Source organism: Collinsella sp. LCP19S3_D5, from assembly GCF_052121415.1.
Classification (GTDB): domain Bacteria; phylum Actinomycetota; class Coriobacteriia; order Coriobacteriales; family Coriobacteriaceae; genus Collinsella.
Genome location: NZ_JBQKEH010000001.1, coordinates 42,773 through 67,797 on the forward strand (window position 1 = coordinate 42,773; position 25,025 = coordinate 67,797).

Annotated in this window: 26 protein-coding genes; 25 read left to right on the plus strand and 1 reads right to left on the minus strand. The window is 60.2% G+C overall.

The annotated features are described in order from the left end of the window. Positions 1–35 precede the first annotated feature (35 nt). The 7 genes from rplU (at position 36) to ACTQXO_RS00220 (ending at position 5,019) form a co-directional block, all read left to right on the plus strand. The gene (gene rplU / locus ACTQXO_RS00190; RefSeq protein ID WP_035138585.1) at positions 36–410 is read left to right on the plus strand and encodes a 50S ribosomal protein L21; all 375 of its coding nucleotides are present in this window, start codon (positions 36–38) and stop codon (positions 408–410) included. 33 nt (positions 411–443) lie between these two features. Next, positions 444–701: a 50S ribosomal protein L27 gene (gene rpmA, locus ACTQXO_RS00195; RefSeq protein WP_154516202.1), complete on the plus strand. Its 258-nt coding sequence runs from the start codon at positions 444–446 to the stop codon at positions 699–701. Positions 702–786: 85 nt separating this feature from the next. Further along, positions 787–2,253 carry a GTPase ObgE gene (gene obgE, locus ACTQXO_RS00200; protein WP_441031125.1) on the plus strand — a complete coding sequence of 489 codons (1,467 nt, stop codon included), beginning with the start codon at positions 787–789 and terminating at the stop codon, positions 2,251–2,253. Positions 2,254–2,256: 3 nt separating this feature from the next. After that, the gene (gene nadD, locus ACTQXO_RS00205) at positions 2,257–2,934 is read left to right on the plus strand and encodes a nicotinate-nucleotide adenylyltransferase (RefSeq protein WP_441031122.1); all 678 of its coding nucleotides are present in this window, start codon (positions 2,257–2,259) and stop codon (positions 2,932–2,934) included. Positions 2,935–3,021: 87 nt separating this feature from the next. Continuing rightward, positions 3,022–3,555 (plus strand): bis(5'-nucleosyl)-tetraphosphatase (symmetrical) YqeK, encoded by a 534-nt coding sequence (yqeK, locus tag ACTQXO_RS00210; RefSeq protein WP_441031248.1) that lies wholly within the window; start codon positions 3,022–3,024, stop codon positions 3,553–3,555. Between the two features lie 28 nt (positions 3,556–3,583). Then, on the plus strand, positions 3,584–4,039 hold the full coding sequence (gene rsfS, locus ACTQXO_RS00215) for a ribosome silencing factor (RefSeq protein ID WP_409064967.1): 456 nt from the start codon (positions 3,584–3,586) through the stop codon (positions 4,037–4,039). A gap of 230 nt (positions 4,040–4,269) precedes the next feature. Then, positions 4,270–5,019, plus strand: a complete 750-nt coding sequence (locus ACTQXO_RS00220; protein ID WP_195838550.1) for a transposase — start codon at positions 4,270–4,272, stop codon at positions 5,017–5,019. Positions 5,020–5,271: 252 nt separating this feature from the next. On the opposite strand, the gene dinB is transcribed toward ACTQXO_RS00220, so the two are convergent. Continuing rightward, positions 5,272–6,528: a DNA polymerase IV gene (gene dinB / locus ACTQXO_RS00225; RefSeq protein ID WP_427717584.1), complete on the minus strand. Its 1,257-nt coding sequence runs from the start codon at positions 6,526–6,528 to the stop codon at positions 5,272–5,274. A 201-nt stretch (positions 6,529–6,729) separates the two neighbouring features. On the opposite strand from dinB, the gene rpsP reads away from it, so the two are divergent. The 18 genes from rpsP to tsf all read left to right on the plus strand — a co-directional run bounded on the left by rpsP (position 6,730) and on the right by tsf (position 25,023). Next, a complete protein-coding gene (rpsP, locus tag ACTQXO_RS00230) occupies positions 6,730–7,080 on the plus strand; it encodes a 30S ribosomal protein S16 (RefSeq protein ID WP_427717582.1) in 351 nt (116 codons plus the stop codon). Between the two features lie 42 nt (positions 7,081–7,122). After that, positions 7,123–7,368: a KH domain-containing protein gene (locus ACTQXO_RS00235; protein WP_154516529.1), complete on the plus strand. Its 246-nt coding sequence runs from the start codon at positions 7,123–7,125 to the stop codon at positions 7,366–7,368. A 34-nt stretch (positions 7,369–7,402) separates the two neighbouring features. Next, complete coding sequence (rimM, locus tag ACTQXO_RS00240; protein WP_427717603.1) at positions 7,403–7,894, plus strand: ribosome maturation factor RimM; 492 nt, start codon at positions 7,403–7,405, stop codon at positions 7,892–7,894. Positions 7,895–7,904: 10 nt separating this feature from the next. Continuing rightward, positions 7,905–8,663, plus strand: coding sequence for a tRNA (guanosine(37)-N1)-methyltransferase TrmD (trmD, locus tag ACTQXO_RS00245; RefSeq protein WP_154516229.1), 759 nt, complete (start codon positions 7,905–7,907; stop codon positions 8,661–8,663). Positions 8,664–8,665: 2 nt separating this feature from the next. Beyond that, positions 8,666–9,229, plus strand: coding sequence for a signal peptidase I (gene lepB, locus ACTQXO_RS00250; RefSeq protein ID WP_441545352.1), 564 nt, complete (start codon positions 8,666–8,668; stop codon positions 9,227–9,229). Between the two features lie 59 nt (positions 9,230–9,288). Then, the gene (locus ACTQXO_RS00255) at positions 9,289–10,200 is read left to right on the plus strand and encodes a glycine--tRNA ligase subunit alpha (RefSeq protein WP_441015527.1); all 912 of its coding nucleotides are present in this window, start codon (positions 9,289–9,291) and stop codon (positions 10,198–10,200) included. A gap of 3 nt (positions 10,201–10,203) precedes the next feature. Further along, the gene (gene glyS, locus ACTQXO_RS00260) at positions 10,204–12,300 is read left to right on the plus strand and encodes a glycine--tRNA ligase subunit beta (RefSeq protein WP_441038629.1); all 2,097 of its coding nucleotides are present in this window, start codon (positions 10,204–10,206) and stop codon (positions 12,298–12,300) included. A gap of 34 nt (positions 12,301–12,334) precedes the next feature. Continuing rightward, a complete protein-coding gene (locus ACTQXO_RS00265; protein WP_154516238.1) occupies positions 12,335–13,210 on the plus strand; it encodes a pyruvate, water dikinase regulatory protein in 876 nt (291 codons plus the stop codon). 357 nt (positions 13,211–13,567) lie between these two features. Then, on the plus strand, positions 13,568–16,318 hold the full coding sequence (ppdK, locus tag ACTQXO_RS00270) for a pyruvate, phosphate dikinase (protein WP_441031100.1): 2,751 nt from the start codon (positions 13,568–13,570) through the stop codon (positions 16,316–16,318). Between the two features lie 209 nt (positions 16,319–16,527). Then, positions 16,528–16,869, plus strand: coding sequence for a 50S ribosomal protein L19 (gene rplS / locus ACTQXO_RS00275; RefSeq protein WP_117583231.1), 342 nt, complete (start codon positions 16,528–16,530; stop codon positions 16,867–16,869). Between the two features lie 93 nt (positions 16,870–16,962). Next, on the plus strand, positions 16,963–17,751 hold the full coding sequence (locus ACTQXO_RS00280) for a ribonuclease HII (RefSeq protein ID WP_441031096.1): 789 nt from the start codon (positions 16,963–16,965) through the stop codon (positions 17,749–17,751). 188 nt (positions 17,752–17,939) lie between these two features. Continuing rightward, complete coding sequence (locus ACTQXO_RS00285; RefSeq protein WP_441031093.1) at positions 17,940–18,425, plus strand: YraN family protein; 486 nt, start codon at positions 17,940–17,942, stop codon at positions 18,423–18,425. Next, positions 18,425–19,948: a YifB family Mg chelatase-like AAA ATPase gene (locus ACTQXO_RS00290; RefSeq protein ID WP_427717565.1), complete on the plus strand. Its 1,524-nt coding sequence runs from the start codon at positions 18,425–18,427 to the stop codon at positions 19,946–19,948. Before ACTQXO_RS00285 ends, ACTQXO_RS00290 begins: the two co-directional genes overlap by 1 nt. Continuing rightward, positions 19,948–20,880: a DNA-processing protein DprA gene (locus ACTQXO_RS00295; RefSeq protein WP_427717562.1), complete on the plus strand. Its 933-nt coding sequence runs from the start codon at positions 19,948–19,950 to the stop codon at positions 20,878–20,880. Before ACTQXO_RS00290 ends, ACTQXO_RS00295 begins: the two co-directional genes overlap by 1 nt. A gap of 14 nt (positions 20,881–20,894) precedes the next feature. Beyond that, entirely contained in the window at positions 20,895–22,232 is a 1,338-nt protein-coding gene (gene trmFO, locus ACTQXO_RS00300) for a methylenetetrahydrofolate--tRNA-(uracil(54)-C(5))-methyltransferase (FADH(2)-oxidizing) TrmFO (protein WP_441031089.1), read from the plus strand. A gap of 8 nt (positions 22,233–22,240) precedes the next feature. Beyond that, positions 22,241–23,149: a tyrosine recombinase gene (locus tag ACTQXO_RS00305; RefSeq protein WP_441038642.1), complete on the plus strand. Its 909-nt coding sequence runs from the start codon at positions 22,241–22,243 to the stop codon at positions 23,147–23,149. A 230-nt stretch (positions 23,150–23,379) separates the two neighbouring features. After that, positions 23,380–24,108 carry a 30S ribosomal protein S2 gene (gene rpsB, locus ACTQXO_RS00310; protein ID WP_441015511.1) on the plus strand — a complete coding sequence of 243 codons (729 nt, stop codon included), beginning with the start codon at positions 23,380–23,382 and terminating at the stop codon, positions 24,106–24,108. Between the two features lie 45 nt (positions 24,109–24,153). Then, a complete protein-coding gene (gene tsf / locus ACTQXO_RS00315) occupies positions 24,154–25,023 on the plus strand; it encodes a translation elongation factor Ts (protein ID WP_409064982.1) in 870 nt (289 codons plus the stop codon). Positions 25,024–25,025: the final 2 nt, after the last annotated feature.

Genomic DNA, 25,025 nt, shown 5'->3' on the forward strand with positions numbered 1-25,025 from the left:
TGTTGCACTAACTGATGCATGAAGGGCAAGTAAACATGTACGCAATCGTTAACACGGGCGGCAAGCAGTACAAGGTCGCCACCGACGATGTCATCACCGTCGAGAAGATCGAGGGCAATGAGGGCGACAAGGTCACCCTGCCGGTCATCTTCCTCAACGATGGTAAGAAGATCGTCACCGATCCCGACAAGCTGGCCAAGGCCAAGGTTACCGCTCAGATCGTTGAGCAGTTCAAGGGCGAGAAACAGCTGGTCTTCAAGTTCCACAAGCGTAAGCGCTATCGTCGTCTGAAGGGTCACCGTCAGCAGCTCACCAAGCTGAAGATCGTGAAGGTTCAGGCTACCTCCCGCGCCAAGAAGGCTGTCAAGGCAGAGGCTGAGGCTGTTGCCGAGGCTCCCGTCGCCGAGTAGATTACACTCGTAACGAAAGAGTAGGTATACACAATGGCACACAAAAAAGGACTCGGTTCCTCCCGTAATGGCCGTGACTCCCGCGGTCAGCGCCTTGGCACGAAGCGCTTCGCCGGCCAGACGGTAACCACGGGCACGATTCTCGTCCGTCAGCATGGCACGCACATCCACCCGGGTGCGAACGTTGGCCGTGGCAAGGACGACACGCTGTTCGCGCTGGTCGACGGTACCGTTGAGTTCCACAAGGGTATCAAGCACAGGGTCAGCGTGCGCCCGCTCGCGAACGCGTAATTCACCCTTCATAGAGCACATATGTGGGAGGCACTTGAGTTTTAGGATTCAAGGGTCTCCCTCTTTTTTGTAGGAGGCGATTCTGTTGTCACAGTTCACCGATATCAGCCGCATTAACGTTTGCGGCGGCGACGGCGGAGCCGGATGCATGTCGTTTAGGCGCGAGGCATTTGTTCCCAAGGGCGGCCCCGATGGCGGCGACGGCGGTCGTGGCGGCAATGTCGTCATCCAGGCCGATGCTCAGCTGTCCTCGCTGATCGATTACCGCTTTAAGCATCACTTCCGTGCCGAGCGCGGCACGCACGGCCAGGGCGCCCGTCGCAATGGCAAGAGCGGCGAGGACCTGATTTTGAAAGTTCCCATGGGCACCGTAGTCCGCGAGCTCGATCCCGAGACGCAGACCCCGATGTTCGAGATTGCCGACCTGGTGCACGACGGCGAGCGCGTTGTCGTGGCGCCCGGTGGGGCCGGCGGTCTGGGCAACACCCACTTTGTGACGTCGGTGCGCCGCGCGCCCGCGTTTGCCCAGCTGGGTGAGCCTGCCGAGGAGCACTGGATCGAGCTCGAGATGAAGCTTATGGCCGATGCCGCGCTCGTGGGCTTTCCCTCGGTGGGCAAGTCCTCGCTCATCGCGCGTATGAGTGCCGCCCGTCCTAAGATCGCCGACTACCCGTTTACCACGCTCGTGCCCAATCTGGGCATGGTGCGTGCCGGCGAATATTCTTACGTCGTTGCCGACGTCCCCGGACTCATCGAGGGTGCGAGTGAAGGCAAGGGCCTGGGTCACCAGTTCCTGCGCCATATTGAGCGCACTGCTTTGATCATGCACGTTGTCGATATGACGGGCGGTTTTGAGGATCGCGATCCGGTTGAGGACTATCACATCATTAACCGTGAGCTCGAGCAGTATGGTGCCGAGCTCTCGGAGCGCCCGCAGATCGTCGTCGCCAACAAGTGCGATGCGCCGGGCACGGCTGACAAGATTGCCGACCTTAAGCGCGCGGCGCTCGACGACGGCCACATGTTTTTTGCCGTTTCCGCCGTTACGGGTGCCGGCCTCAACACCCTGATGCTTGCCGTGGGCGAGCAGGTGGCTAAGCTCCGCGCGGAGCTTGCGGTTTCCGATGAGCCGGTCGATTTGCGCGATGAGGAGTGGGAGCGTCGCCGTCTGCAGCGCGAGAAGCGCTTCCGCATTGTTGAGGAAGAGCCCGGTGCTTTCCGCGTGGTTGGTCGCGCGATCGAACGCATGGTCATCCAAACCGACTGGGAAAACGAGGAAGCTGTCATCTACCTGCAGCATAAGTTTGCGCGCATGGGTGTCGACGACGCGCTCGAGAAGGCCGGCTGCCGTGCGGGCGACGAGGTTCGCATTTGCCAGCGCGCCTTTGACTTTGAGGGCGCCGAGGACTTCTTGGAGTTCGAGGACGAGCTCGAGGATGCTGGCGTTGAGGTTATTGACGTAGCGGCCGAGGATGCGGACGTGGCTCATGTCACCGAGGGCTCCGAAGGCGCTACCGATGTCGACGTTATTGAGACCCCGGAGGGCGAGTAAGCCATGTCGCTGCGCGGTGGAATCGGATTGCCTGAGCTGCCCATCAAGGATGGGCACGAGTTTCGGCTTGGCATTATGGGCGGCACCTTTGACCCGATTCATTACGGGCACTTGGTTACCGCCGAGCAGGCTCGCGAGTCGCTCGACTTGGACGCCGTGCTTTTTATGCCGGCCGGCTCTCCTGCCTTTAAGCTCGACAAACCGGTGACGCCTGCTGAGGACCGTTATGCCATGACGGTCCTCGCGACTGCCGCGAACCCGGCCTTTTTGGCAAGCCGCTTCGAGATCGATCGTGCCGGTGTCACCTATACAGCCGATACGCTGCGTGCCCTTCGCGAGTTTTACCCGTCACAGGTGAAGCTTTACTTTATCACGGGTGCCGATGCGATTATCGATATTGTGACCTGGCACAATGCTCACGAGATTGCCGAACTGGCAACCTTTATCGCTGCGACACGCCCCGGCTTTGACATCGATACGGCCCGGTCGAGGATTAAGGAATCGGGGCTACCCTTCGATGTGCGCTATATTCAGATTCCGGCGCTGGCGATTAGCTCGACCAACATTCGCAAGCGGGTTGCCCGCGGCATGAGCGTGCGCTATCTTACGAGCGAGTCCGTGCTCGGCTATATCCGTAAACGCGGCCTGTATGCCGATCTTGGGCAAGACGATTTTGATTGACGGGGGGAAACGTTGTCGGTAGAAGATCAGTTTGAGGGCGACGAGCGCGCGCTCTTGACGCGTATCCACGAGTTGCTCGATGTGCGCATGAAGGATAAGCGTAAGCGTTACGTGCATTCGCTCGGGGTTGCCGAGACGGCGCTGCACCTAGCCGAGGTATACGGCGTCGACCGCTTTGATGCTGCTGCCGCCGGCCTGATCCATGACTGGGACAAAGTGCTCTCCGACGACGAGCTGGTCACGCGCGCTCTGCATTATGGCATTAAGATTGCCGGCTCTCCGTCTGCCGCGACGCCGCTTTTGCATGGCCCGGTTGCCGCCTATGAGCTTCCGCAGCTTTTTCCCGAGCTGTCGCCGGCGGTCTTTCAGGCTGTCGACCGTCACACCGTGGGCGCTTGCGACATGACGCCGTTCGATATGGTGGTCTTTGTGGCCGATGCCATCGAACCCAACCGCCACGGCGATTATGCCCATGCGCTGCGCAAGATGGTGGGGAAGTCCTCGCTCGACGAGTTGTTCTTCTCCTGTTTTGCGCAGGGTCTGGTCTATGTGATCCAGTCCGGGCGCTATCTTTATCCCACGGCTATTACGATTTACAACCATTACGCCCAGCTGCGCTAGTTCGGGTGCGTCTAGAAAGAGGTATTCCATGGCCGATGAGACCATGACTGACGAGCAGATTCTTGAAGGTGTGGAGCACAAGAGCTTCGTTGCCACGTCCGACCGCACCGCCGCGACGCTCTCCGCCAGCGGTGTCGCCGCCGAGGATGTCGCCCGCGCTGCCGCGCAGGCCGCCTACGACAAGAAAGGCGAGGACGTTCAGGTGCTCGACCTGACTGAGCTTTCCGATGTGTGCGACTACTTTGTCCTTGCTACCGGCACCAACAACCGCCAGGTTGATTCCATCGTCGACGAGATTGAGGAGAAAGTCGCCGAGGCTTGCGGCGAGCACCCGTTTTCCATTGAGGGCCGCGAGCAGAAGACCTGGATGCTCATGGACTACGGTTCGGTTGTCGTCCACGTCTTCACTCCCGAGGCGCGTGAGTTCTACCGCCTCGAAAAGCTCTGGGGCGACGCTCCCCAGCTCTCCCTGGACCTCCTCTAGTAGCTCATTTGGGACGGGGCTTTTTTAGCTACCCTCAAGTATTTCGCCGGGCAGTCGCGTTTTTCCGCGGCCGCCCGGCTTTCTTTTTGCCCAAAAGTAGCTAATTTGGGACGGGGCTTTTTTAGCTACTACCTACCGTTCGCCGAACATCGCGATTTATAGCTCCCAGTACGTTTTTTTCTACTCTGGCTCGGGTAACGTAATTGTTATCTGTAGAGGAGGGGATGCGTATGACTCGGACTGCGCGAGAAATCTCTGTATATGGTTTTTACCATGTCGTCCAAAAGGGATGTGCCGACCAACTCATATTTGAGGATGACGAAGATCGGCTCTATCTGATTCGGCTGATTGCTTCGAAATGCCAGAAGTTTAAAGTGGATGTCATCGCGTGGTGCCTTATGGATAACCATATTCATCTTCTGCTTGACGACGAGCATGTTCATCTGAGCGATTGCATGCATTCGATTACGACGGCGTATGCCATGTATTTCAACTCAAAGACAGGCAGGAAGGGGCCTGTTTTCCAGGATCGATTTAAGAGTGTGCCGATCCTCGATGATGATCAGCTGCTCAACTGCGTGAGATACATTCACGACAATCCCGCGAAGGCGAGGATTGGGACCGCTTCGCTGTATCGATGGAGCAGCTTTCGCGAGTATATGGGATATCCGGGTATCTGCAAAACGGATTGCGTTCTTGGGTTGCTCGGTGACTCTCAGAGATTTTTTGCCTTCAGCACCTCGGGTGAGCCCAATCGCTATTGCTTCCGTGACGGCGCTCATGTGAGCGACACAGATGCGCTGGAGTTTGCGCAGGCGCTTCTTAAGCCGTACGAGCCTCATCACCTTAAGGCTTTGCCAAAGGGGGCGCGCGATGCCTGCATTCGTACTTTGAAGAGCGAGGGCTTTTCGATTAAACAGATCGTCCGTCTTACGGGCATTGGACACTGCACCATACAAAAGGTCAAAGTCAAAAAATAGCTCATTTTGGACGAGGTCTGTGTTGCGACCGCGTCAGGTATGGGTTGGGTAGCTAATTTGGGACGGGGCTATTTTAGCTAACCCTACAAATCGGTTGAGTTTTATTCCGGCCCCGGGTGATTCGCTGCCAGCTGAAGGGTAGCTAAAAAGCCCCGTCCCAAATTAGCTAAAAAAGCCCCGTCCCAAATTAGCTACCCCGTACTACCCTGACAATCTAAAGTAGCTAAAAAAGCCCCGTCCCAAATTAGCTACTTAGTGGGAGGAGAAGCGTGATTGGCGGCCGAAGGATAGGGCGGTGTCGCCGAACTTGTCTCGGACTGCGTCGATGGCGACGGAGAGGTCACGGCGGTCGCTGGATTGGGCTCCGCGGTCGTCGACTTCGCAAAACAGGTCGGTCTGTATGCCGCCTTGATGATTGAAGTCACTCATGCCTATGCCGGCAAGGCGTACATGCATTCCTTCCTGCCAGATGTTGTCGAGCAATTCGATCGCTACCGCCACAAAGATGTTCTCGTCGTCGGTGGGATGGGGGAGTCGTCGCTGTGCCGAGCGACCGCTGCCGTACGAGTACTTAAGTTTGAGCGTCACCGTGGCGCCGGTAAGTCCCTGGCGGCGCAGGCGACGTCCGACGGATTCGCCCAATAGTGCAATTGCCGCTTCGATGTCCCCGCGCTCGGTCAAATCTTTCGCAAAGGTGCGCTCATTGCTTACCGACTTGACCTCACGCTCTTCATCGAGGCTCGTGACTTCGGAAACCTCGAGCCCCAACGCACGCTGGCGCATGCGCTCGCCGTTAACGCCAAAAATCGCAGACAGTGTGGATTCCGGTGCGCGCGACAGCTCGCCCAGCGTGTAAATCCGCATGCGGCGCAGCCGCTCCTCGGCCGAGCGCCCGATACCGCTCATGGCAGAAACAGGTAACGGTGCCAGAAAACGCTGCTCAGTTCCCGGGCGTACGACCGTAAGCCCAAACGGCTTGTCTCGCTCGCTTGCAATCTTGGCTACCGTTTTGTTGCAACCGACGCCGATGGAGCAGGTCACCCCCAGTGCCGCCACGCGATCGCTGATGCGTCGTACGACGAGCAGTGGGTCCTCGGGCGCAAAGCGGCCCGGCGTGATGTCGATAAAGGCCTCGTCGATGGACACGCGCTCAACGCGTGGTGTCTCGTCGGCAAGAATATTCATGACCTGTGCGCTGACCTCGTGGTAGCGATCGAAATGCCCGTGTGTCCAAATGGCCTGCGGACATAGGCGGCGCGCCTCGGCCGAGGGCATGGCGGAGTGCACGCCAAAGCGGCGTGCCTCGTATGAGCAGGTGGAGACGACGCCGCGCGATTCGGCGTCTCCGCCCACGATAAGCGGCTTGCCGCGCCACTCGGGATGATCGAGCATCTCCACACTCGCAAAAAACGCATCGAGATCCATCAGACCCACCGCCGGACCCGTCCAGGGCGGCGGCGTGACGCCCGCAGTATCCTCATAACCGTATGTATGTTCGCATCTTTTCATGGCATGAGTATACCGCGCAGCTCATGTGGGGTGCGTGGATGTGCTTGCAAATCCCGAATTCTTGTCTAAGATATGGATTTGCCTTCGACTACACCGAAGAAGTTGGTCTCACGGACTTCACCTGCCCGCGTCGATGGCGTATTATGTTCAACTGTTTGTTTGTAGTTGCAGCCTAAAGCTGCTTGGTTGGAGGAGTTTCCTTTGGCAGTCAAGATTCGCCTTGCTCGTCACGGCGCTAAGAAGCGTCCGTACTACCGTGTCGTCGTCGCCGATTCCCGCGCCCCGCGTGACGGTCGTATCATCGAGGAGGTTGGCCGCTACAATCCGATGACCGCCCCCAAGACCATCAACCTCGATCTCGAGAAGATTGCTGACTGGCAGTCCAAGGGCGCTCAGCTCACCGACGCTGTCGCTGCCCTGGTCAAGGCCGCCAACGAGGGCGAGAAGACCGAGACCGTCGTCAAGAAGTCCAAGAAGCAGCTCGCCAAAGAGGCCGAGGCCGCTAAGGCTGCCGCTGAGGCCGCTGAGGCCGCTGAGGGCGCCGAGGAGTAAATCGTGCCTGAGGTTGACGCTGCACAGCTCGAGGGTGAGGCAATGCTCTCAGATCGCATCGCCGATCTCGTCGAATATCTCGTTGTTCAGATCGTCGACGACCCGGATTCCGTGAGCCTGGAAGTTATCGATGGTGACGATGCCTCAACTATTGAGGTTTCGGTTGCCGAGGATGACGTAGCTAAGGTCATTGGCCGTCGCGGCCGTACCATCAAGGCCATTCGCACGCTCGCCCGTGCACTGGCCGCTCGCCTCGACACTTCCGTCGAGGTAGAGGTTCTGGGCTAGGACCTTGAGGTCCCAGTACAAAAACATCGCCCGTGTGGTTAAGCCGCATGGAAGGAAGGGGGAGGTCCTCGCGCAGCCGCTGCGGGGGCTTCCTTCTGTATTGGAGCCGGGTATGCGTGTCGCCCTGACGCCACCGGCGCTCAAGCGTGACCGCTTTTGCACGGTTACATCCGTTACCGATACGGGCGATGGCGATCTGGTTTCGTTTGAGGGCATTGACGACTTGACGGCCGCCGAGGGCATCACGGGTTGTTTCGTTCTGGCGAACCGTGATGACTTTGAGCTCGATTCACTCGATGCCGCCTATACCGACCTTATGGGTCGTGAGGTGGTTGACGAGCGCTTTGGGTCGCTCGGAACGATCGTTGAGATTATGTCGACGCCCGCCAACGACGTTTGGGTTGTCGAGGGTGATCGGTATGGCGAGGTGCTGATTCCCGTGATCGAGCAAGTTGTGCTCGATCTTCCCGATAGGGGAGCAATATCCGTCCACGTTATGGACGGCTTGATCGATATGGACAAGTAGGGAGGACAACATGCTGATCGAGACCCTTTCGGTCTTTCCCGAGATGTTTGAGCCTGTCATGTCCACATCGATTTTGGGCCGTGCCCGCAAGGCCGGCCTTTTTGATTTTAAGGCGTATAACCTGCGCGACTGGACGCACGATCGCCATCGTACCGTCGATGACGAGCCGTACGGCGGCGGTCAGGGCATGCTCATGAAGGTCGAGCCTATTGCCGAGGCCATCGAGGCCATTAGCTCTGAGGGCCCCAAGCCCACCGTGGTGTTCTTTACGCCCTGCGGTGAGCCTTTTACGCAGCATGTAGCCGAGCGCCTGCTCCAAAGCGAGCGCCTGTTGTTTGTGTGCAGCCGTTACGAGGGTGTCGATGAGCGCGCGTATGCCTATGCCGACGAGCGCCTGTCGATCGGCGACTATGTGCTCACGGGCGGCGAGCTGCCTGCTATGGTCGTTGCTGACGCCGTCGTGCGTCTGATCCCCGGTGCTCTGGGAGATGAGATGAGCAACGTTGACGAATCATTCTCGACCGCCGAGGACGGTGGGCTGCTCGAGTACGCGCAGTACACCCGTCCTGCCGAGTTTAACGGCGAGGGCGTGCCTCCCGTGCTTGTAAGTGGTGACCACGCCAAGGTTGACGCCTGGCGCCGCAAGAACGCCATCGAGCGCACCTGTCGCTGGCGTCCCGATCTGATCGAGACGGCGCGGCTTACGCCCCAGGAGCGTGCGTACGCGCAGGAGATTTTGGACGCTTCGTATTCGCAGAGCGAGGAGTGAGAATGGTTCCGTCGCAGCATTCCATACTAAAGGGTGCGTTTGAGTGGGTCGTGGTCGTCGCGATTGCGCTCGTCGCCACCTTCTTGATTCGCTCGTTTGTGGTCGAGCCCTTTGTGGTGCCCACCGGTTCCATGGAGTCCACGATTGAGATTGGCGACCAGATCCTGGCGCAAAAGGTGACGCTTGAGCTCGGCCAGCCTGTCAAACAGGGCGATATTGTGGTGTTCCACAACCCCGATGGCACCTCTGAGCACGATGTGCTCGTCAAGCGGGTCATCGCTACGGCCGGCCAGACGGTCAACCTGCAGGACGGCAAGGTGGTCGTTGACGGCCAAGCGCTCGACGAGGACTATACGACGGGCATGAGCTGGCCACTGTCGGTCCAGGCGCCTGGTGCTCAGGTGAGCTATCCCTACATCGTCCCTGACGGGTGCGTGTGGGTGATGGGCGACAACCGCGAGAACTCAGCCGACTCACGCTACTTTGGCCCGGTCGACCGTTCGGACCTGATCGCCGTGGCGCTCGTGCGTTACTGGCCGCTCAACCGTCTGGGCGCTATCGACTAAAAACCGCTATAGTACAGTACCTAACCGTGTAATCGTTTCGACGAGGGGATATTAGAGGCATGAACGCTTCATCGCTTTCCTTCCAAGACATCATCCTGCGCCTCCAGCAGTACTGGGGCGAGCAGGGCTGCGTCATTATGCAGCCCTACGACTCCGAGGTCGGTGCCGGTACCTTCCATACCGCGACCACGCTGCGCTCGCTCGGTCCCGCCGAGTGGCGCACCTGCTATGCGCAGCCCTGCCGCCGTCCCGCCGACGGTCGCTACGGCGAGAACCCCAACCGCATGCAGCACTACTATCAGTTCCAGGTGCTCATCAAGCCCTCGCCGGTCAACGCCCAGGAGCTTTACCTGGGGTCTCTTGCCGCCATTGGCCTGGACCCCAACGACCATGACGTTCGTTTTGTCGAGGACGACTGGGAGAGCCCGACGCTCGGCGCCTGGGGCCTTGGCTGGGAGGTCTGGCTCAATGGCATGGAGGTCACGCAGTTTACGTACTTCCAGCAGGTGGGCGGCATCGAGGTCGACCCCGTGCCCGTCGAGATCACCTATGGCCTGGAGCGCATCGCCATGTACGCCCAGGGCGTCAACTCCGTCTACGACCTGGTGTGGAGCTATTTGCCCGACGGCACGCCCATGACCTACGGTGACGTGTTCCTGGAGAACGAGCGCGAGTTTAGCGCCTACAATTTTGAGGTCGCTAACGTCGAGATGATGCGTCAGAAGTTTGACGACTACGAGTCCGAGTGCCACTCCTGTCTGGAGCGCAAGCTGCCGCTGCCCGCATATGACTGCGTCATGAAGTGCAGCCATGCCTTCAACCTGCTCGATGCCCGCGGCGCCCTGTCCGCAGTCGAGCGTGCCAACTACATCCTGCGCGTCCGCGCCGTCGCCAAGGCGTGCTGCGAGGCCTATATGGCCGAGGTCGCCGGAGTTAACGAGAATGCCGACCAGGAAGGCGAGGTGGCGTAAGCCATGGCAGACGCTAAGGATTTCCTGTTTGAGATCGGTACGGAGGAAATGCCCTCCGCACCGCTGAACAATGCCGTCAAGCAGCTTGGCGATATGATCGCCAAGGGCCTCGACGAGGCCGGCCTGGCCCATGGCGAGGTCCGCGTGATCTCGAGCCCGCGTCGTCTGGCTGCGCTCGTGACCAACGTCGCCACCGCGACCGATGAGGTCCACGAGGTCAAGCGCGGCCCTGCGGCAAACATTGCCTTCGATGCCGACGGCAACGCCACCAAGGCCGCCCAGGGCTTCGCCCGCAAGTGCGGTGTGGCTGCCGAGGACCTGATCCGTCGTGAGGATACCGACGGTCGCGAGTACGTATTCGCCGAGAAGAACATTCCCTCCGTGCCGGCTACCCCTATTCTGACGGCCCTGTGCGAGAAGACGATCGCAGGCCTGCAGTGGCCCAACTACCGCAGCCAGCGCTGGGGCCACGAGCACGCTACGTTTGTGCGTCCGGTCCGTTGGATCTGCTGCCTTCTGGGCGAGGACGTTGTGCCCGTGACGTTTGCCGATGTGACGAGCGGCAATACCACGCGCGGACATCGCGTGCTGGGCGCCGGTGACCATGTTGTCGCCAGCCCCGCCGTCTACGAGCAGGTGCTCGAGGACGCCGGCGTGCTCTCTGCCGAGCGTCGTCGTGAGGCCATCCTTGCCGGTATTGCCGAGGTCGAGGCCGCTCGCCCTGGCTGCCATGTCGATACGCCCAAGAAGGTCTTCGAGGAGGTCATTAACCTCTGCGAGTGGCCGACGGTGCTCGTCGGTATCTTCGACGAGGAGTTCCTCAAGGTCCCGCACGAGATCATCTGCGAGTCCATGCTCACCAACCAGCGCTACTTCCCGATCTATGACGGCGAGGGCAAGCTCACGCGTGAGTTCGTGGTCGTCTCCAACAGCAAGCCCGAGAATGCCGAGCGTGTGATCGACGGCAACGAGCGCGTCGTGCGCGCCCGTCTGGACGACGCCAAGTTCTTCTACGAGGAGGACCTGAAGATCTCCCTCGACGAGTTCCGTGAGCGTCTGGCCAAGGTTGCCTTCCAGGAGAAGCTCGGCAGCGTGCTCGCCAAGTCCGAGCGCATTGAGCAGCTCGCGCTCGCTATTGCCCGCGAGGCCCATCTGGGCGCCCACCTCGCTGCCGATGCCGCTCGCGCCGCGCACCTGTGCAAGGCCGACCTGGTTTCCAACGCCGTCGTCGAGTTCACGAGCCAGCAGGGCGTGATGGGTGGCTATTACGCAACTGCGATGGGGGAGAACGACGAGGTCGCCCACGCCATTCGCGATCACTATCGTCCCCGCTTTGCCGGCGATGAGCTGCCCGAGGGCACCGCTGGCTGCATCGTGGCCTGTGCCGACAAGCTCGATACCATTGCCGGTATCTTTGCCATCGGTGAGCCCCCGACCGGCTCTTCCGACCCGTACGCGCTGCGTCGCGCCGCTATCGGCATTATCAACATCCTGCGCGATCGTCTGCCGATCGACCCCACGACGCTCATCGACTTTGCCCTTGAGCTCTATAGCGAGCAGGGCATCGAGTTCGACGCCGCCGAGGTCGCCCAGCAGGTCCGTGAATTCTTCCACGGCCGTCTGGTGAGCATGGCCCGCGACGAGAAGATTCCGGCGGATACCGTCGCCGCCGTCTCCGCGGTGCACATCATCGCTCCGTCCGTCTTCTTCGCCCGCTGCGCCGCGCTCGACGAGGCTCGTAAGAACGATGCCGAGACCTTCGACAACCTGGCTACTGCCTATGCCCGCGCCGCGCACATCTCCAAGCCCGAGCTGGGTATGGAGTACGATCGCAGTCTGATGGGTGAGGCCGAGCTCGCGCTCGCCGATGCCTCCGAGGCTGCTCAGATCGCTGTCGATGGCGCCCTTGCTGCCGAGGATTACCCGGCCGCATTTGCCGCCCTTGCCGCCCTGCGTGCCCCCATCGACCGCTTCTTCGACGAGGTTATGGTCATGGACAAGGACGAGCAGCTCCGCGATAATCGCCTTAAGCTGCTCAACCGCTTCGAGGCCGTTTTCTCTGGCATCGCCAACATCGGTGAGCTTGCCCGCAAAAAGTAAGCCAGCCTGCGCATAAGCGCAAAAGGAGCCCCGCATGGATTGCCCGGTCACCGCTCGTCCCACCGTTATCGTTATCTCCGACTCGCTCGGTGATACCGCTTGTGAGGTGGTGCTTGCGGCGTCCGGGCAATTTGATGAAGGGGCTTTTCGTCTCTTGCGCTTGCCCAAAGTGAACTCGGTGGAGCAGGTCAAGTCGTTTGTGGGCCCGCGCGTCGATGCGGACCATCGTGATATCGCCGTGTTCCACACTATCGTCGATCCGGCGCTTCGCGCCCGCGTGCTCGATTACCTGGGTATGCTGCATATTCGCTCTGTCGACCTGATCGGTCCGACCCTTGCCGTGCTCTCGTCGCTCATCGGTGTGCCGCCCAAGGGCGTTGCGGGCGTTATTCATAAAACGGATGACCGCTATTTCCACCGCATTGAGGCTATGGAGTATTTCGTTGAGCACGATGATGGACGCGGTTGCGACGACCTTTCGGGGGCCGATATCGTGCTGCTGGGCGTGTCGCGTACGTCCAAAACGCCGCTGTCGATGTATTTGGCCTATCAGGGTTACAAGGTCGCAAACGTTCCGCTGGCGCACGGCATGGAGCCGCCGAAGTCGATTTACGAGGTCGACCCGATGCGCCTGTTCGGCCTGATTTCGACCGTTGACGTAATTTCTGAGATTCGCGACAGCCGCTTGGGCGATGACTACGCCCGCGCCGTCGCCGGCTCCTATGCCGAGCCCGAGAGTGTGCGCAGCGAGCTTGAGGAAGCCCGTGCCCTCATGAAGCGCCTAGGCTGCTTTGTGGTGCGTACCGACGGTAAGGCGATTGAGGAGAGTGCATCCGAGATCATCGGTCATTTGGAGGAAATCCAAGAAGCTCGAGCCCGTCGTGCCGCTCGCCGAGCCCAACAAAAGTAGCTAATTTGGGACGGGGCTTTTTTAGCTACCCCGGCTGAGGCCGCGAGCTTCTTGGCCGATTGCCGACGGGGTAGCTAAAAAAGCCCCGTCCTAAAAAGACTCCCAAAAATAATGCATGATAATGGTAAAGCGATTTAGCAAAGTTCTTTCAGTTAACCTGCAAGTCTCGTACACTGGTATCTTCATAAGGTAACCACCTTTATCTACCGTTTACCGTCAGTTTTACCACGTTTACCAAACCTCGCACCCTCTACGCAAGCACTTCCAATACCCGCCGTATAGTACCCTCACGGCTCGCATCCGGCGGGTCGATTCGTTACCACGGTCGTGCGCGACAGCGCATGGAAGGGGAGTATCGTGAGCGATTGCAAGAGGGTTTACCGTTTTGGAACCGACGCCCAGGGCACCTGTGTCACTGAGGGCGACAAGTCCATGAACTTCGTGCTTGGCGGCAAGGGTGCAAATCTTGCCGAGATGAGCCGCATCGGCCTGCCGGTTCCCGGTGGCTTTACCATTACCTGCCAAACCTGTGTCGAGTACTCCGGTGCCGGCAACGTGTGGCCCGAAGGCGCACTCGATGAGATCGTTGCCGCCGAGGCCGATCTCGAGGCCCGCTGCGGCAAGAAGCTTGGTGACGCATCCGACCCGCTGCTCGTGTCGGTTCGCTCGGGTGCTCCGTTCTCCATGCCCGGCATGATGGACACGGTCCTCAACTTGGGCCTTAACGACGAGTCCGTTCTGGGCCTCATTGCCCAGACGCAAAACCCGCGTTTTGCCTGGGATAGCTACCGCCGCTTTATCCAGATGTTCTCCAACGTCGTTATGGGTGTCGATGCCGACTTGTTTGAGAACGCCCTGACCCAGGCTCGCTTGGTCGCCGGCGTTCGCGTCGATTCCGAGCTTTCGGCCGAGGACCTGCAGGAGCTCGTCGAGACCTTCAAGGGCATCTTCTCCGAGAACGTCGAGGCTGCCCTGTATCCCGAGCTCGAGGTTGTCGACGGCAAGCCCGTCTTCCCGCACGATCCGGAGCTCCAGCTGCGCCTTGCCATCCAGGCCGTCTTTGGCAGCTGGATGAACGAGCGCGCCTGCATCTACCGCAAACAGCATGGCATTTCCGACGAGCTCGGTACCGCCGTCAACGTCCAGGCCATGGCTTTTGGCAACAAAGGCGAGACCTCTGCGACCGGCGTCGCCTTTACGCGCAATCCGGCCGATGGCACCAAGGAGTTCTACGGTGACTTTTTGGTTAACGCCCAGGGTGAGGACGTCGTCGCCGGCATCCGCAACACTGAGCCCATCGCCGACCTCAAGACCACCCCGGGCCTCGAGTCCGCTGGTGAGGAGCTCGAGCGCGTTTTCCTGACGCTCGAGGATCATTACCGCGATATGTGCGATATCGAATTCACCATCGAGCAGGGTAAACTGTGGATGCTTCAGACCCGCGTGGGCAAGCGTACCGCAACCGCCGCGCTGCGCATCGCCATCGAGATGGTCGAGGAGGGTCTCATCACCCGCGAGGAGGCCGTGAGTCGCATCGATCCCGCGCAGCTCGACCAGCTTCTGCATCCGCAGTTCGACTCCTCCAAGAAGTACGAGGCCCTGGCCTGCGGCCTTAACGCCAGCCCCGGCGCCGCCGTAGGCGAGGTCGTGTTCTCGAGCGACGATGCCGTCGCGCGCGCCAACGAGGGCCATAAGGTCATTCTGGTCCGCTGGGAGACCAACCCCGACGACTTGAAGGGCATGGTCGCTGCCGAGGGCATCCTTACCAGCCACGGCGGCAAGACGAGCCATGCCGCCGTTATCGCCCGCGGTATGGGTACGCCCTGCGTCTGCGGCGTTGAGCGCTTCCATATTGACGCCACCGAGAAGATCGTGCGCATCGAGGGCAGCGACCGTGTGCTTCACGAGGGCGACATCATCTCCATCGACGGCACCCAGGGTATCGTCGTAGACGGCGCCGTCGATCTGGTCTCCGCCGAGCTCACCGGCGATCTGGACACCATTCTGTCCTGGGCAGACGAGATCCGCCTGGACGAGACCGACGGTCACGCCAACCACGTGCGCGTCAACGCCGACAACCCCGAGGATGCCGCGCTCGCACTCGAGTTTGGCGCCGAGGCCATCGGCCTGTGCCGCACCGAGCACATGTTCCTGGGCGACCGCAAGAACATTATCCAGAGCTTTATCCTGTCCGACGACGAGGCCGTGAAGCAGCAGGCCCTGGCCGACCTGCTCAAGGTTCAGACCGAGGACTTTCTGGCGATGTTTAAGACCATGTCCGGTCGCGATGTGGTCGTTCGCCTGCTCGATCCGCCGCTGCATGAGTTCCTGGATAATCCTCGCGAGCTCGAGGTCGCCATCACCAAGAAGGAAGCCGCCGGCGCCGGCGAGGAAGAGCTTGCCACCCTGCGTGCCCGCCTGCGTCGAATCGACGGCATGGTTGAGTCCAACCCGATGCTCGGCTTGCGCGGTGTGCGCCTGTCCGTTGTCTTTGGCGATCTGCCGCTCATGCAGGTTCGCGCCGTCGCCACGGCTGCTGCCCGCCTTATCAAGGAGGGCGTCGACCCGCGCCCCGAGATCATGGTCCCGCTCGTTTCCATCACAGCCGAGCATGTCCAGACCCGCGAGGTCATCGAGCGCGTGATCGCCGAGGTATCCGCCGAGGAGGGCGTCGAGCTCAATATTCCCGTGGGCACGATGCTCGAGCTGCCGCGCGCCTGCATGGTCGCTGACGAGATCGCCCACCATGCCGACTTCTTCTGCTTTGGCACCAACGACCTCACCCAGACAACCTTCGGCTTCTCGCGCGACGACGCCGAGGCCAAGTTCATCCCGCTGTACATGCACAAGAAGATCCTGAAGGATAATCCCTTCGAGACCATCGACGCGGCGGTGCTCGAGCTGGTGCGTATGGCAGTCGAGAAGGGTCGCGCCGCCAACCCCGATATGCACTTTGGCGTGTGCGGCGAGCACGGTGGCGACCCCAAGTCCATCAAGGGCCTGTTCAACGTGGCCGATGTGGACTACGTGTCCTGCTCGCCCTATCGCGTGCCCCTCGCACGACTGGCTGCCGCCCAGGCCAAGCTCGATGCCAAGCGTTCCGCCTAGCGTTTAGTGTATAGACCCCTAGCGTAGCCCCCTTCATGCCGCCCGTCTCATTTGTGAGGCGGGCGGTTATCATGTGCGGGTTTTGTCTTTTTGTCTGCGAAAAAAATTGTTCTTGCAGCAGAAACCCGCGCGTGTATACTCGAATACGTTTGTTCAACTACGTGCCGGCCAAGGTGGTACGGCACCTCTAGAAGAGTAAGGAATTGCACATGGATTACATCCGCGCAATCGAGCGTCAGCAGATCCGCGAGGACATCCCGCAGGTCCGCGTTGCCGACAACGTCAAGGTTCACTACCGCATTAAGGAAGGCGACCGCGAGCGCATCCAGGTTTTCCAGGGTGACGTTATCCGCATGGCCGGCGCCGGTGCCCGTGAGACCTTCACCGTCCGCAAGATTTCCTTCGGTGTCGGTGTTGAGCGTACCTTCCCGCTTCACAGCCCCAAGATCGCCAAGCTCGAGGTCGTCCGTCATGGTCGCGTCCGTCGCGCCAAGCTGTACTACCTCCGCGACAAGGTGGGCAAGGCTGCTCGCATCCCCGAGAAGCGCTAAGAAGATCGCAGCGTCTGTCCACTCGTTTGGACACAAGGGTCACCTTCGGGTGGCCCTTCTTTTTATCTGATTTCCATGCAAGGAGGGCCTGGTATGGCCAATATGACGAGCTCGATTTCGGCATCGCAGGTTGCCGGTGAGCTGGCGGGTGCCACGTTCGAGGAGATTCCCGCCCTCGTGGAGCACTATCGCGAGGATCCGCGCCAGCAGGTGATCAAGGCTTGCGAACGCGCACTTAAGCGCCATGCCAAGGAACTTTCCGAGCGCGAGCGCGTCAACGGCATGTACGAGCTGATGCATGAGCTCGGCGGCGATGGCGTGGTCGTTGGTGTTGACGAGGTGGGGCGCGGCTCTGTCGCCGGCCCGTTGACGGTCTGCGCTGTCTGCCTTCCCATGGAGCCGCGCGTTTGGGGCATTAACGATTCCAAAAAGCTCACGCCTGCCCGTCGTGAGCTGCTCTCGGTGCAGATTGCCGAGGTGGCTACGGCCATTGGTTTTTGCCATATCGCGCCTGCGGACATTGATGAGATGGGCATGGCCCGCGCCATCCGCGCTGCCGTCGCGGGTGCGGTGGCCGATACGGGGCTCGAGCCCGATTGCGTGCTTATGGACGGCAACCCTTTGGGCGCCGTCCCTAACGAGCGCGATGTGATCAAGGGAGATGCCAAAATCGCCTGCATCGCCGCTGCTTCCATTATGGCCAAGGTCACGCGTGACGAGATGATGGTCGAGTACGATGCCGAGTATCCCGAATATCATCTTGCTGAGTCAAAGGGCTATGCGAGCCCCGAGCACATTGAGGCTATTCGTAAACATGGCCTTTCTCCGTTGCATCGTGTGAGCTTCTGCGGAAATTTTTTGCAGACGGAGCGTCTTTTTTAAGGCAAATATGGAGACAGGGACTTCTGGGATTTTATAAACCAGCTGGTGGGGACCGCATGCAACGCAATTGTTGCATGCGGTCCCTTTTTTGTTTGTTTTTTGTTGGACTTTGGTTTTCTTTTGGTACTTACCCGCAAGAAAGGCGGCCTCATGATCGGGTCAATATCGTGCGCGGGAAAGGAGACCCCATGTGCGCCGCAAGTGCAAAGAGCAAGACGCAACAGCTCAAAGAGCTTTGGGAGAACGGGGAGATTGATTGCGCGTCGATTACGCCTGGGTTCATTAAGGGCCTCAGTCCTCGAGAACTGGGCATGCTGGGCGAGCTTATTGCAATCGATTACTTTCGTGAGCGCGGTTATGCCCTCTTGGAACAGGGCTACCGGTGTCCCGAGGGCGAGGCCGATCTGGTACTGCTTGATGAACTTGATGATGTCGTGGTGATGGCTGAGATCAAGACAAGGCGCGTCGCCCTAGATTGCAACACGCGGGTCTTTCCCGAGGAGGCGGTGGACGCCCAGAAGCAGCGTCGCTACCGCCGTATCGCGAGTTGTTACCTTATGGATCACTATCCTCTTAAGGCGATTCGCTTCGACGCGGTGGGCGTTACTATCCGCGGCGGTCATATTGCGGAGATTGAGCATCAATACAACGCATTCGATTGGCAGGTATCGTGATGGCGTTTGACACCTTTGCCGTCCACGCTGCATGCATTCGTGGCGTCGAGGCGATTCCCGTCACGGTCGAGGTCTCGCTTGCCGGCGGTATTCCGGGTATCCAAATGCTTGGCATTCCAAGTATGGAGGTGATGGAGTCGCGTGGCCGCATACGCTGCGCAATGCGCTCGGCAGGATTTGAGATTCCACGGGCGGGCATTACCGTCAACTTGGCTCCGGGCGACATCCGTAAAACGGGCAGTGGTTTTGACCTGCCGATTGCCATTGCGGTACTGGCGGCCGATGGGCAGATTCCCCGCGACCATCTAGACCATTGCCTTATTGCCGGTGAGCTCGGGCTGGATGGTAGCGTGCTGCCCGTAAAAGGCGAGGTTGCGTTTCAGTTGTTGGCGCGTGATATGGGCCTGTCCTTTATCGCAGGAAGGTCGGATCAACATGTACCGCTTGCCGGTGTGGACTGTGGCTTTATCGACCATCTGTCTCAGCTCGCCCGCGGTATGGGCGAGGCGGCTCGGCATTATCTGGATTCCGAGGGTGTCGAGGCGTCGTTTGAGCCAGAACTTGATTATGCCGATGTGCTGGGGCAGGAGGTTGCCAAGCGCGGCATTGCGCTCGCGGCGGCGGGGGAGCTCGGCCTGCTTATGATTGGCTCGCCGGGTTCGGGCAAGACCATGCTCGCACGCCGCATGACGGGTATCTTGCCCGAGCTTTCTCTCGAGGATCAGCAAGAGGCGCTGTGCATCCATTCGGTCTTGGGCGAGAACATCGATGGTTTGCTGGCGGGACACCGGCCGTTCCGTAGCCCCCACCACAGCATTTCGACTGCGGGCCTTATTGGCGGCGGACGGCCGGTGCACCCGGGCGAGATTAGCCTAGCGCACGGCGGCGTGCTCTTTTTAGACGAGCTTGCCGAGTTTCCCAACAGCGTGCTGCAGACACTCCGTCAGCCCATAGAGCGCGGCTACGTCAAGATCGTACGCGTCGATGGGGCTTTCACGTTTCCCTCGAGGTTCCAGCTGCTTGCCGCGAGCAATCCCTGTCCCTGCGGCTTTTTGGGCGATCGCGAGGTACCGTGCCGCTGCTCGGCTTCGATGGTTGAGCGCTATCGGTCTAAGCTACGTGGTCCCTTGGCCGATCGTATTGACCTTATGATTGACGTGACCCGACCCGATCCGCAGGTAATTATCGAGGGTGCCGAGGGTATGTCGTCAGCTGAACTACGTGACTATGTTGTGCGGGGTCGGGCATTTCGTGCCTGGCGCGAGTCCCGTTTGGACGATGCAGATGCCGAGGCCGAGGACGATGAGTCACGTTCCATCGACGGCGTCGTGTCGACCTTTGCGCTCGATGGGGCAGCGGAAAAGTGCGTGCTCGGCCTGTCGAGGCGCACACATCTCACAGGGCGCGGCATCGTGCGCTTGGTGCGTATCGCGCGCACGATCGCCGATGTTGCCGAAAGTGAGCGGGTAACCCAAGACCACGTGCTCGAGGCGGCGATGTACCAGGGGAGGAGGGACCAGTAATGCCCAAGGAGACTTTTGAGCTGCATCCCGGTGATGCGTTGTATCCAGCTACCGTTTTGGAGCTCTCCGATGTACCCCAGACGCTTTATGTGCGTGGCGACCCCGCCGCACTGTCGACGCCCGCGCTCTCAATCATCGGCGCTCGTAAGGCCTCGCCGTACGGCCTTGCCGTGGCAGAGCTGGCCGCGAAAGTTGCGGTCGAGGCGGGGGTGACGGTGGTCTCGGGCGGTGCGGTCGGCTGCGACCAGGCCTCGGGTTGGGCTGCGGTCAACGCTGGTGGCAGGCACGTCGTGGTGTTGGGTACGGGCGCCGACGTGGTTTACCCGCGCTCGAGTGCAGGGCTCATCGCGCGCACGATCGATACGGGCGGCGCGGTCGTGTCCATCTCGCCTTGGGGTATGGGGCCACGCAAGTTTGCCTTTCCGCGGCGTAACCGGGTGATTGCCGCGCTTTCGCAGGCGCTCTTCGTGTCGGAGGCCGGCATGCCCTCGGGCACGTTCTCGACAGCGGAGGCCGCCATGGACCTGGGGCGCGAACTGCTCGCGGTACCGGGCTCCATTTTGTCACCAGAGTCGCGTGGGACCAACTACCTCATCGCCAACGGGGCCTGCTGCATTGTTGACGAGGAGTCTATTGAGATGGCCATCTCGCGAATTTACGGCACCCTGCGCTATTCGCGTCCCGATGCGCCCGGTATCGCCGATCTGGACCCCACGCAGCAGGCCGTGATGCACGCGCTCATTGCCTCGCCGCTCAAGGTCGATGACATTGCCGCGCTCGTCTCCCTCGATGCCGTCGGCGTGCTCAAACTCCTGGGCTCACTCGAGCTCGAGGGACTCATCGAGCGCATGATGGATGGAAGGTATGCGCCCTCAAAGTTTGCGCTTCACGCTCAGACGCCCTTCGGTCACAATGGAAAGCGTGTCAATTAGAAAGGTGTTTGCAGATGCTGTTTGATCAAGTGACGGTTATCGGTGGCGGTCTGGCGGGATCGGAATGCGCGATTCAGCTGGCAGATCGCGGGTTTGCCGTAAAGCTGTGCGAGATGCGGCCGCTGGTGACCTCTCCTGCCCACCATACCGATCACTTGGCGGAGCTCGTCTGCTCCAATTCGTTTAAGTCGACCCGACCCGATTCCGCCGCCGGCCTGTTGAAGGCCGAACTCGAGCGTATGGGTTCGGTGCTGCTCGACTGCGCTCATCGCGCTGCCGTTCCCGCTGGTGGCGCCTTGGCGGTCGACCGTGTTAAATTCTCCGAGCTCGTCGAGGCCGAGGTTGACGCCCGCTCCAATATCGAGGTCGTTCACGGCGAGGTCACCCAGATTCCCGAGGGCCATGTGGTTATCGCCGCGGGTCCCTTGTGCTCACCGGCGTTGAGCGGGGAGGTCATGAAGCTCGTCGGTGGTGATTCCCTAGCGTTCTTTGACGCCGCGGCCCCGATTGTCGATGCCTCGACGCTCGATATGGATGTGCTGTTCTCGCAGTCGCGCTACGAGGAGCAGGGGAGTGGCGACTATCTCAATGCCCCGCTCAACAAGGAGGAGTACGAGGCCTTTATCGAGGCGCTTACCACGGCCGATCGCGTGGTGCTCAAGGACTTTGAGGGCGGGGACCTCTTCCAGGCCTGTCAGCCAGCCGAGGAGGTTGCGCGCACGGGCAAGGATGCCATCCGCTTTGGCGCTATGAAGCCCGTCGGGCTCACCGACCCGCGCACCGGTCGCCGTCCCTGGGCGGCGATTCAACTGCGCGCCGAGAACAAGGAGAAAACCGCCTATAACCTGGTTGGTTTTCAGACCAACCTGACCTTCGGCGAGCAGAAGCGCGTTTTTCATATGGTTCCCGGTCTGGAGAATGCCGAGTTCTTCCGCTATGGCGTCATGCATCGCAATACCTTTGTCGATGCTCCCCATGTGCTCGATGGGACCTTCGCCGTGCCCGGCACGGGCGTGCGCCTTGCCGGACAGATTACCGGTACGGAGGGTTACATGGAAGCGGTCGCGACGGGTCTCCTCGCTGCGCTCAATACCTATGCCGAGGCTATCGAGGTTGCTCCTGTCGAGCTGCCGCGCGTGGGCGCTCTCGGCGCGCTCGTGGGCTATGCGACCGATCCTGCTACGGTCGGATATCAGCCCATGCATGTTAATTTTGGCCTGGTGCCTCCCCTCGAGGACGGTAAACGCCGCAGCAAACGTGAGCGCTATCAGGCCTATGCGGATCGCGCCCTTAAGGCCTTGGATTCCTATCTGGAATCGCGCTCCGACCTGTTTGGGGGCGACCGGCCATAGCCTTTGACCTGTGCGGTGCCGTCGACTCGTTCATAGCCTATATTGCACGCGTCGAGGGGCTTTCTTCTAACACTGTTATCGCCTACGGCTCTCGTCTGGAGCGTTTTGCCGCTTGGTGCGAGCGTGGGGATATCGATGCACGTACGGCGGACGTACGTACCGTTCGCATGTATCTGGCGGAGCTGTCGCGCGAGCAGGTGGCGCCCAGGACGAATGCGGCGCACCTGTCTGCCATTCGTTCGTTCTATCGATGGATGGCTGCCGAGGGTCTTATCGATGGAGACGCTGTCTCTGCGATTGCCTCTCCCAAGCTTCCACGCGATTTGCCCGGAGTGCTGACCACCCAGCAGGTTAAGGCACTGCTTGAGGCGCCAGACGTTTCAACGCCTGCGGGACTGCGTGATGCGGCGATGCTCGAATTGCTCTATGCATCTGGGGCTCGCATCTCTGAGCTTGCGGCACTCAATGTTGAGTCCATTGCTTGGTCCGAGCGAACGCTGCGGCTTTGGGGTAAGGGGAGCAAGGAGCGTATCGTGCCCCTGTATCGGCGTGCTCTCGATGCGACCCGCCGCTATATTGAGGAAGGAAGACCGGAGCTTCTTGCTCAGGCAAAGCGTGGCGACGGTACGAACGGTGTGCATCCGCTGTTTATCTCGGCACGCGGCAACCGTATGAGCGCCGCCATGCTTAGGCGACGGTTTCACATGTTGGCGACGCTTGCGGGTATCCCTTCCGATATCGCCCCGCATGCGATGCGCCATACTTTTGCGACCGATTTGCTCGAGGGCGGAGCGGACTTGCGCTCTGTCCAGGAGTTGCTGGGGCATGCAAGCTTGTCCACCACGCAGATTTATACGCATCTCACGCCCGATCGGCTCAAACGCGCCGTTACCCAAGCTCTTCCGCGCGGCGAATAAGGCAGGAGATGGGTTCTATCCAATCGATCGCGCTTCCGTGTGTGTGGTTTTGATTTCGGGTTGGCAGAAAGATCTAATCCTGCTATCATTCATCAGGTTGCTTCACGGCAACAGGTTTTTATCACGCACGCGCGGCTACTTCATACCGTGGTGCCCGGGCTTTGGTAGCACATGTCCGGGTTGGTTTTGGAGGATGACCCCGCGCGGAGGCAAACCACAGGAGGTTTAACATGGCTACCAAGATTAATATCCGCACCCTGCTCGAGGCCGGCTGCCACTTCGGTCACCAGACCCGTCGCTGGAACCCCAAGATGAAGCCGTTCATCTTCGGTGAGCGCAACGGCATCTACATCCTCGACCTCAAGCAGACCATTCTTGACGCCGACCAGGCTTACACCTTCGTCAAGAACGTTGCCAAGGGTGGCAACGTGCTGTTCGTCGGCACCAAGAAGCAGGCTCAGGAGGCCGTCAAGAACGCCGCTGAGCGCGCCAACATGCCTTACATCAACCAGCGTTGGCTCGGCGGCATGCTGACCAACTTCGTCACCATCCGCTCCCGCATCAACCGCATGGAGGAGCTCGAGGCCATGGTCGAGGACGGCCGCATGGCTGTTCTTCCCAAGAAGGAGCAGGCTGTTCTGGGTAAGGAGCTCGCTAAGCTCCAGACCAACCTCGGTGGCGCCCGCGACATGAAGGGTCTGCCCCAGGCTCTCTTCGTCATCGATACCAAGCGCGAGGAGAACGCCATCAAGGAGGCCCAGCGCCTGAACATCCCTGTCGTCGCTCTGATCGATACCAACTCCGATCCCGACGAGGTCGAGTACGGCATCCCCTGCAACGATGACGCCATCTCCGCTGTCACCCTTATGTGCGAGCTCATGGCCGACGCTTGCCTCGCTGGCTCCGGCAAGGAGCAGATCTCCGAGGCCGAGATGGCCGCTGAGCCCAAGGCCGAGTAAATCAGTCCTAATTAAGTCTTTTTCATCTCTTTGAAAGGAACCACAATGGCCCAGATTACCGCCGCTATGGTCAAGCAGCTCCGCGAGATGACCGACTCCCCGATGATGGAGTGCAAGAAGGCTCTCGTCGAGGCTGACGGTGACATGGACGCCGCTGTTGACGTTCTGCGTAAGAACGGCCTCGCTAAGGCTGCCAAGAAGGCTGGCCGCGAGACCAACGAGGGCGCTGTCGCCGCGTTCGTCTCCGAGGATGGCAAGACCGGCGCTCTGCTCGAGCTCTCCTGCGAGACCGACTTCGTCGGCTCCAACGCCAAGTTTACCGGCTTTGCTTCCAAGGTCGCCGAGGTTGTCGCCACCACCGAGCCGGCCGATGTCGACGCTCTGCTCGAGAAGCCGATGGGCGAGGAGACCGTTTCCTCCGAGCTCACCGAGATGATTCACATCATGGGCGAGAACATGAAGATCTCTCGCTTCGCCGCCCGCAAGGTCGAGAACGGCGCTCTCGCTTCTTACATCCATATGGGTGGTAAGATCGGCGTCCTCGTCGAGTTTGCTTTCGAGAAGGCTGAGACCGCTCAGGCTGAGTCCTTCAAGACCTTTGCCCACGACGTTGCCCTTCAGGTTGCCGCTGTCGCTCCGATCTGCGCTACCCGCGATCAGGTTCCGGCCGAGACCGTCGAGCATGAGAAGCAGATTTACATGGCTCAGGCTGCCGAGTCCGGCAAGCCCGAGGCCATCCAGGAGAAGATGGCTGTTGGCCGTCTGGAGAAGTTCTACAAGCAGTCCGTGCTCACCGAGCAGGAGTTCATCAAGGACAGCTCCCTCACCATCAAGAAGTACGCTGAGCAGGTCTCCAAGGAGCTCGGCGATACCATTACCGTCGTTGCCTTCGACCGTCTGGTCCGTGGCGAGTAAAT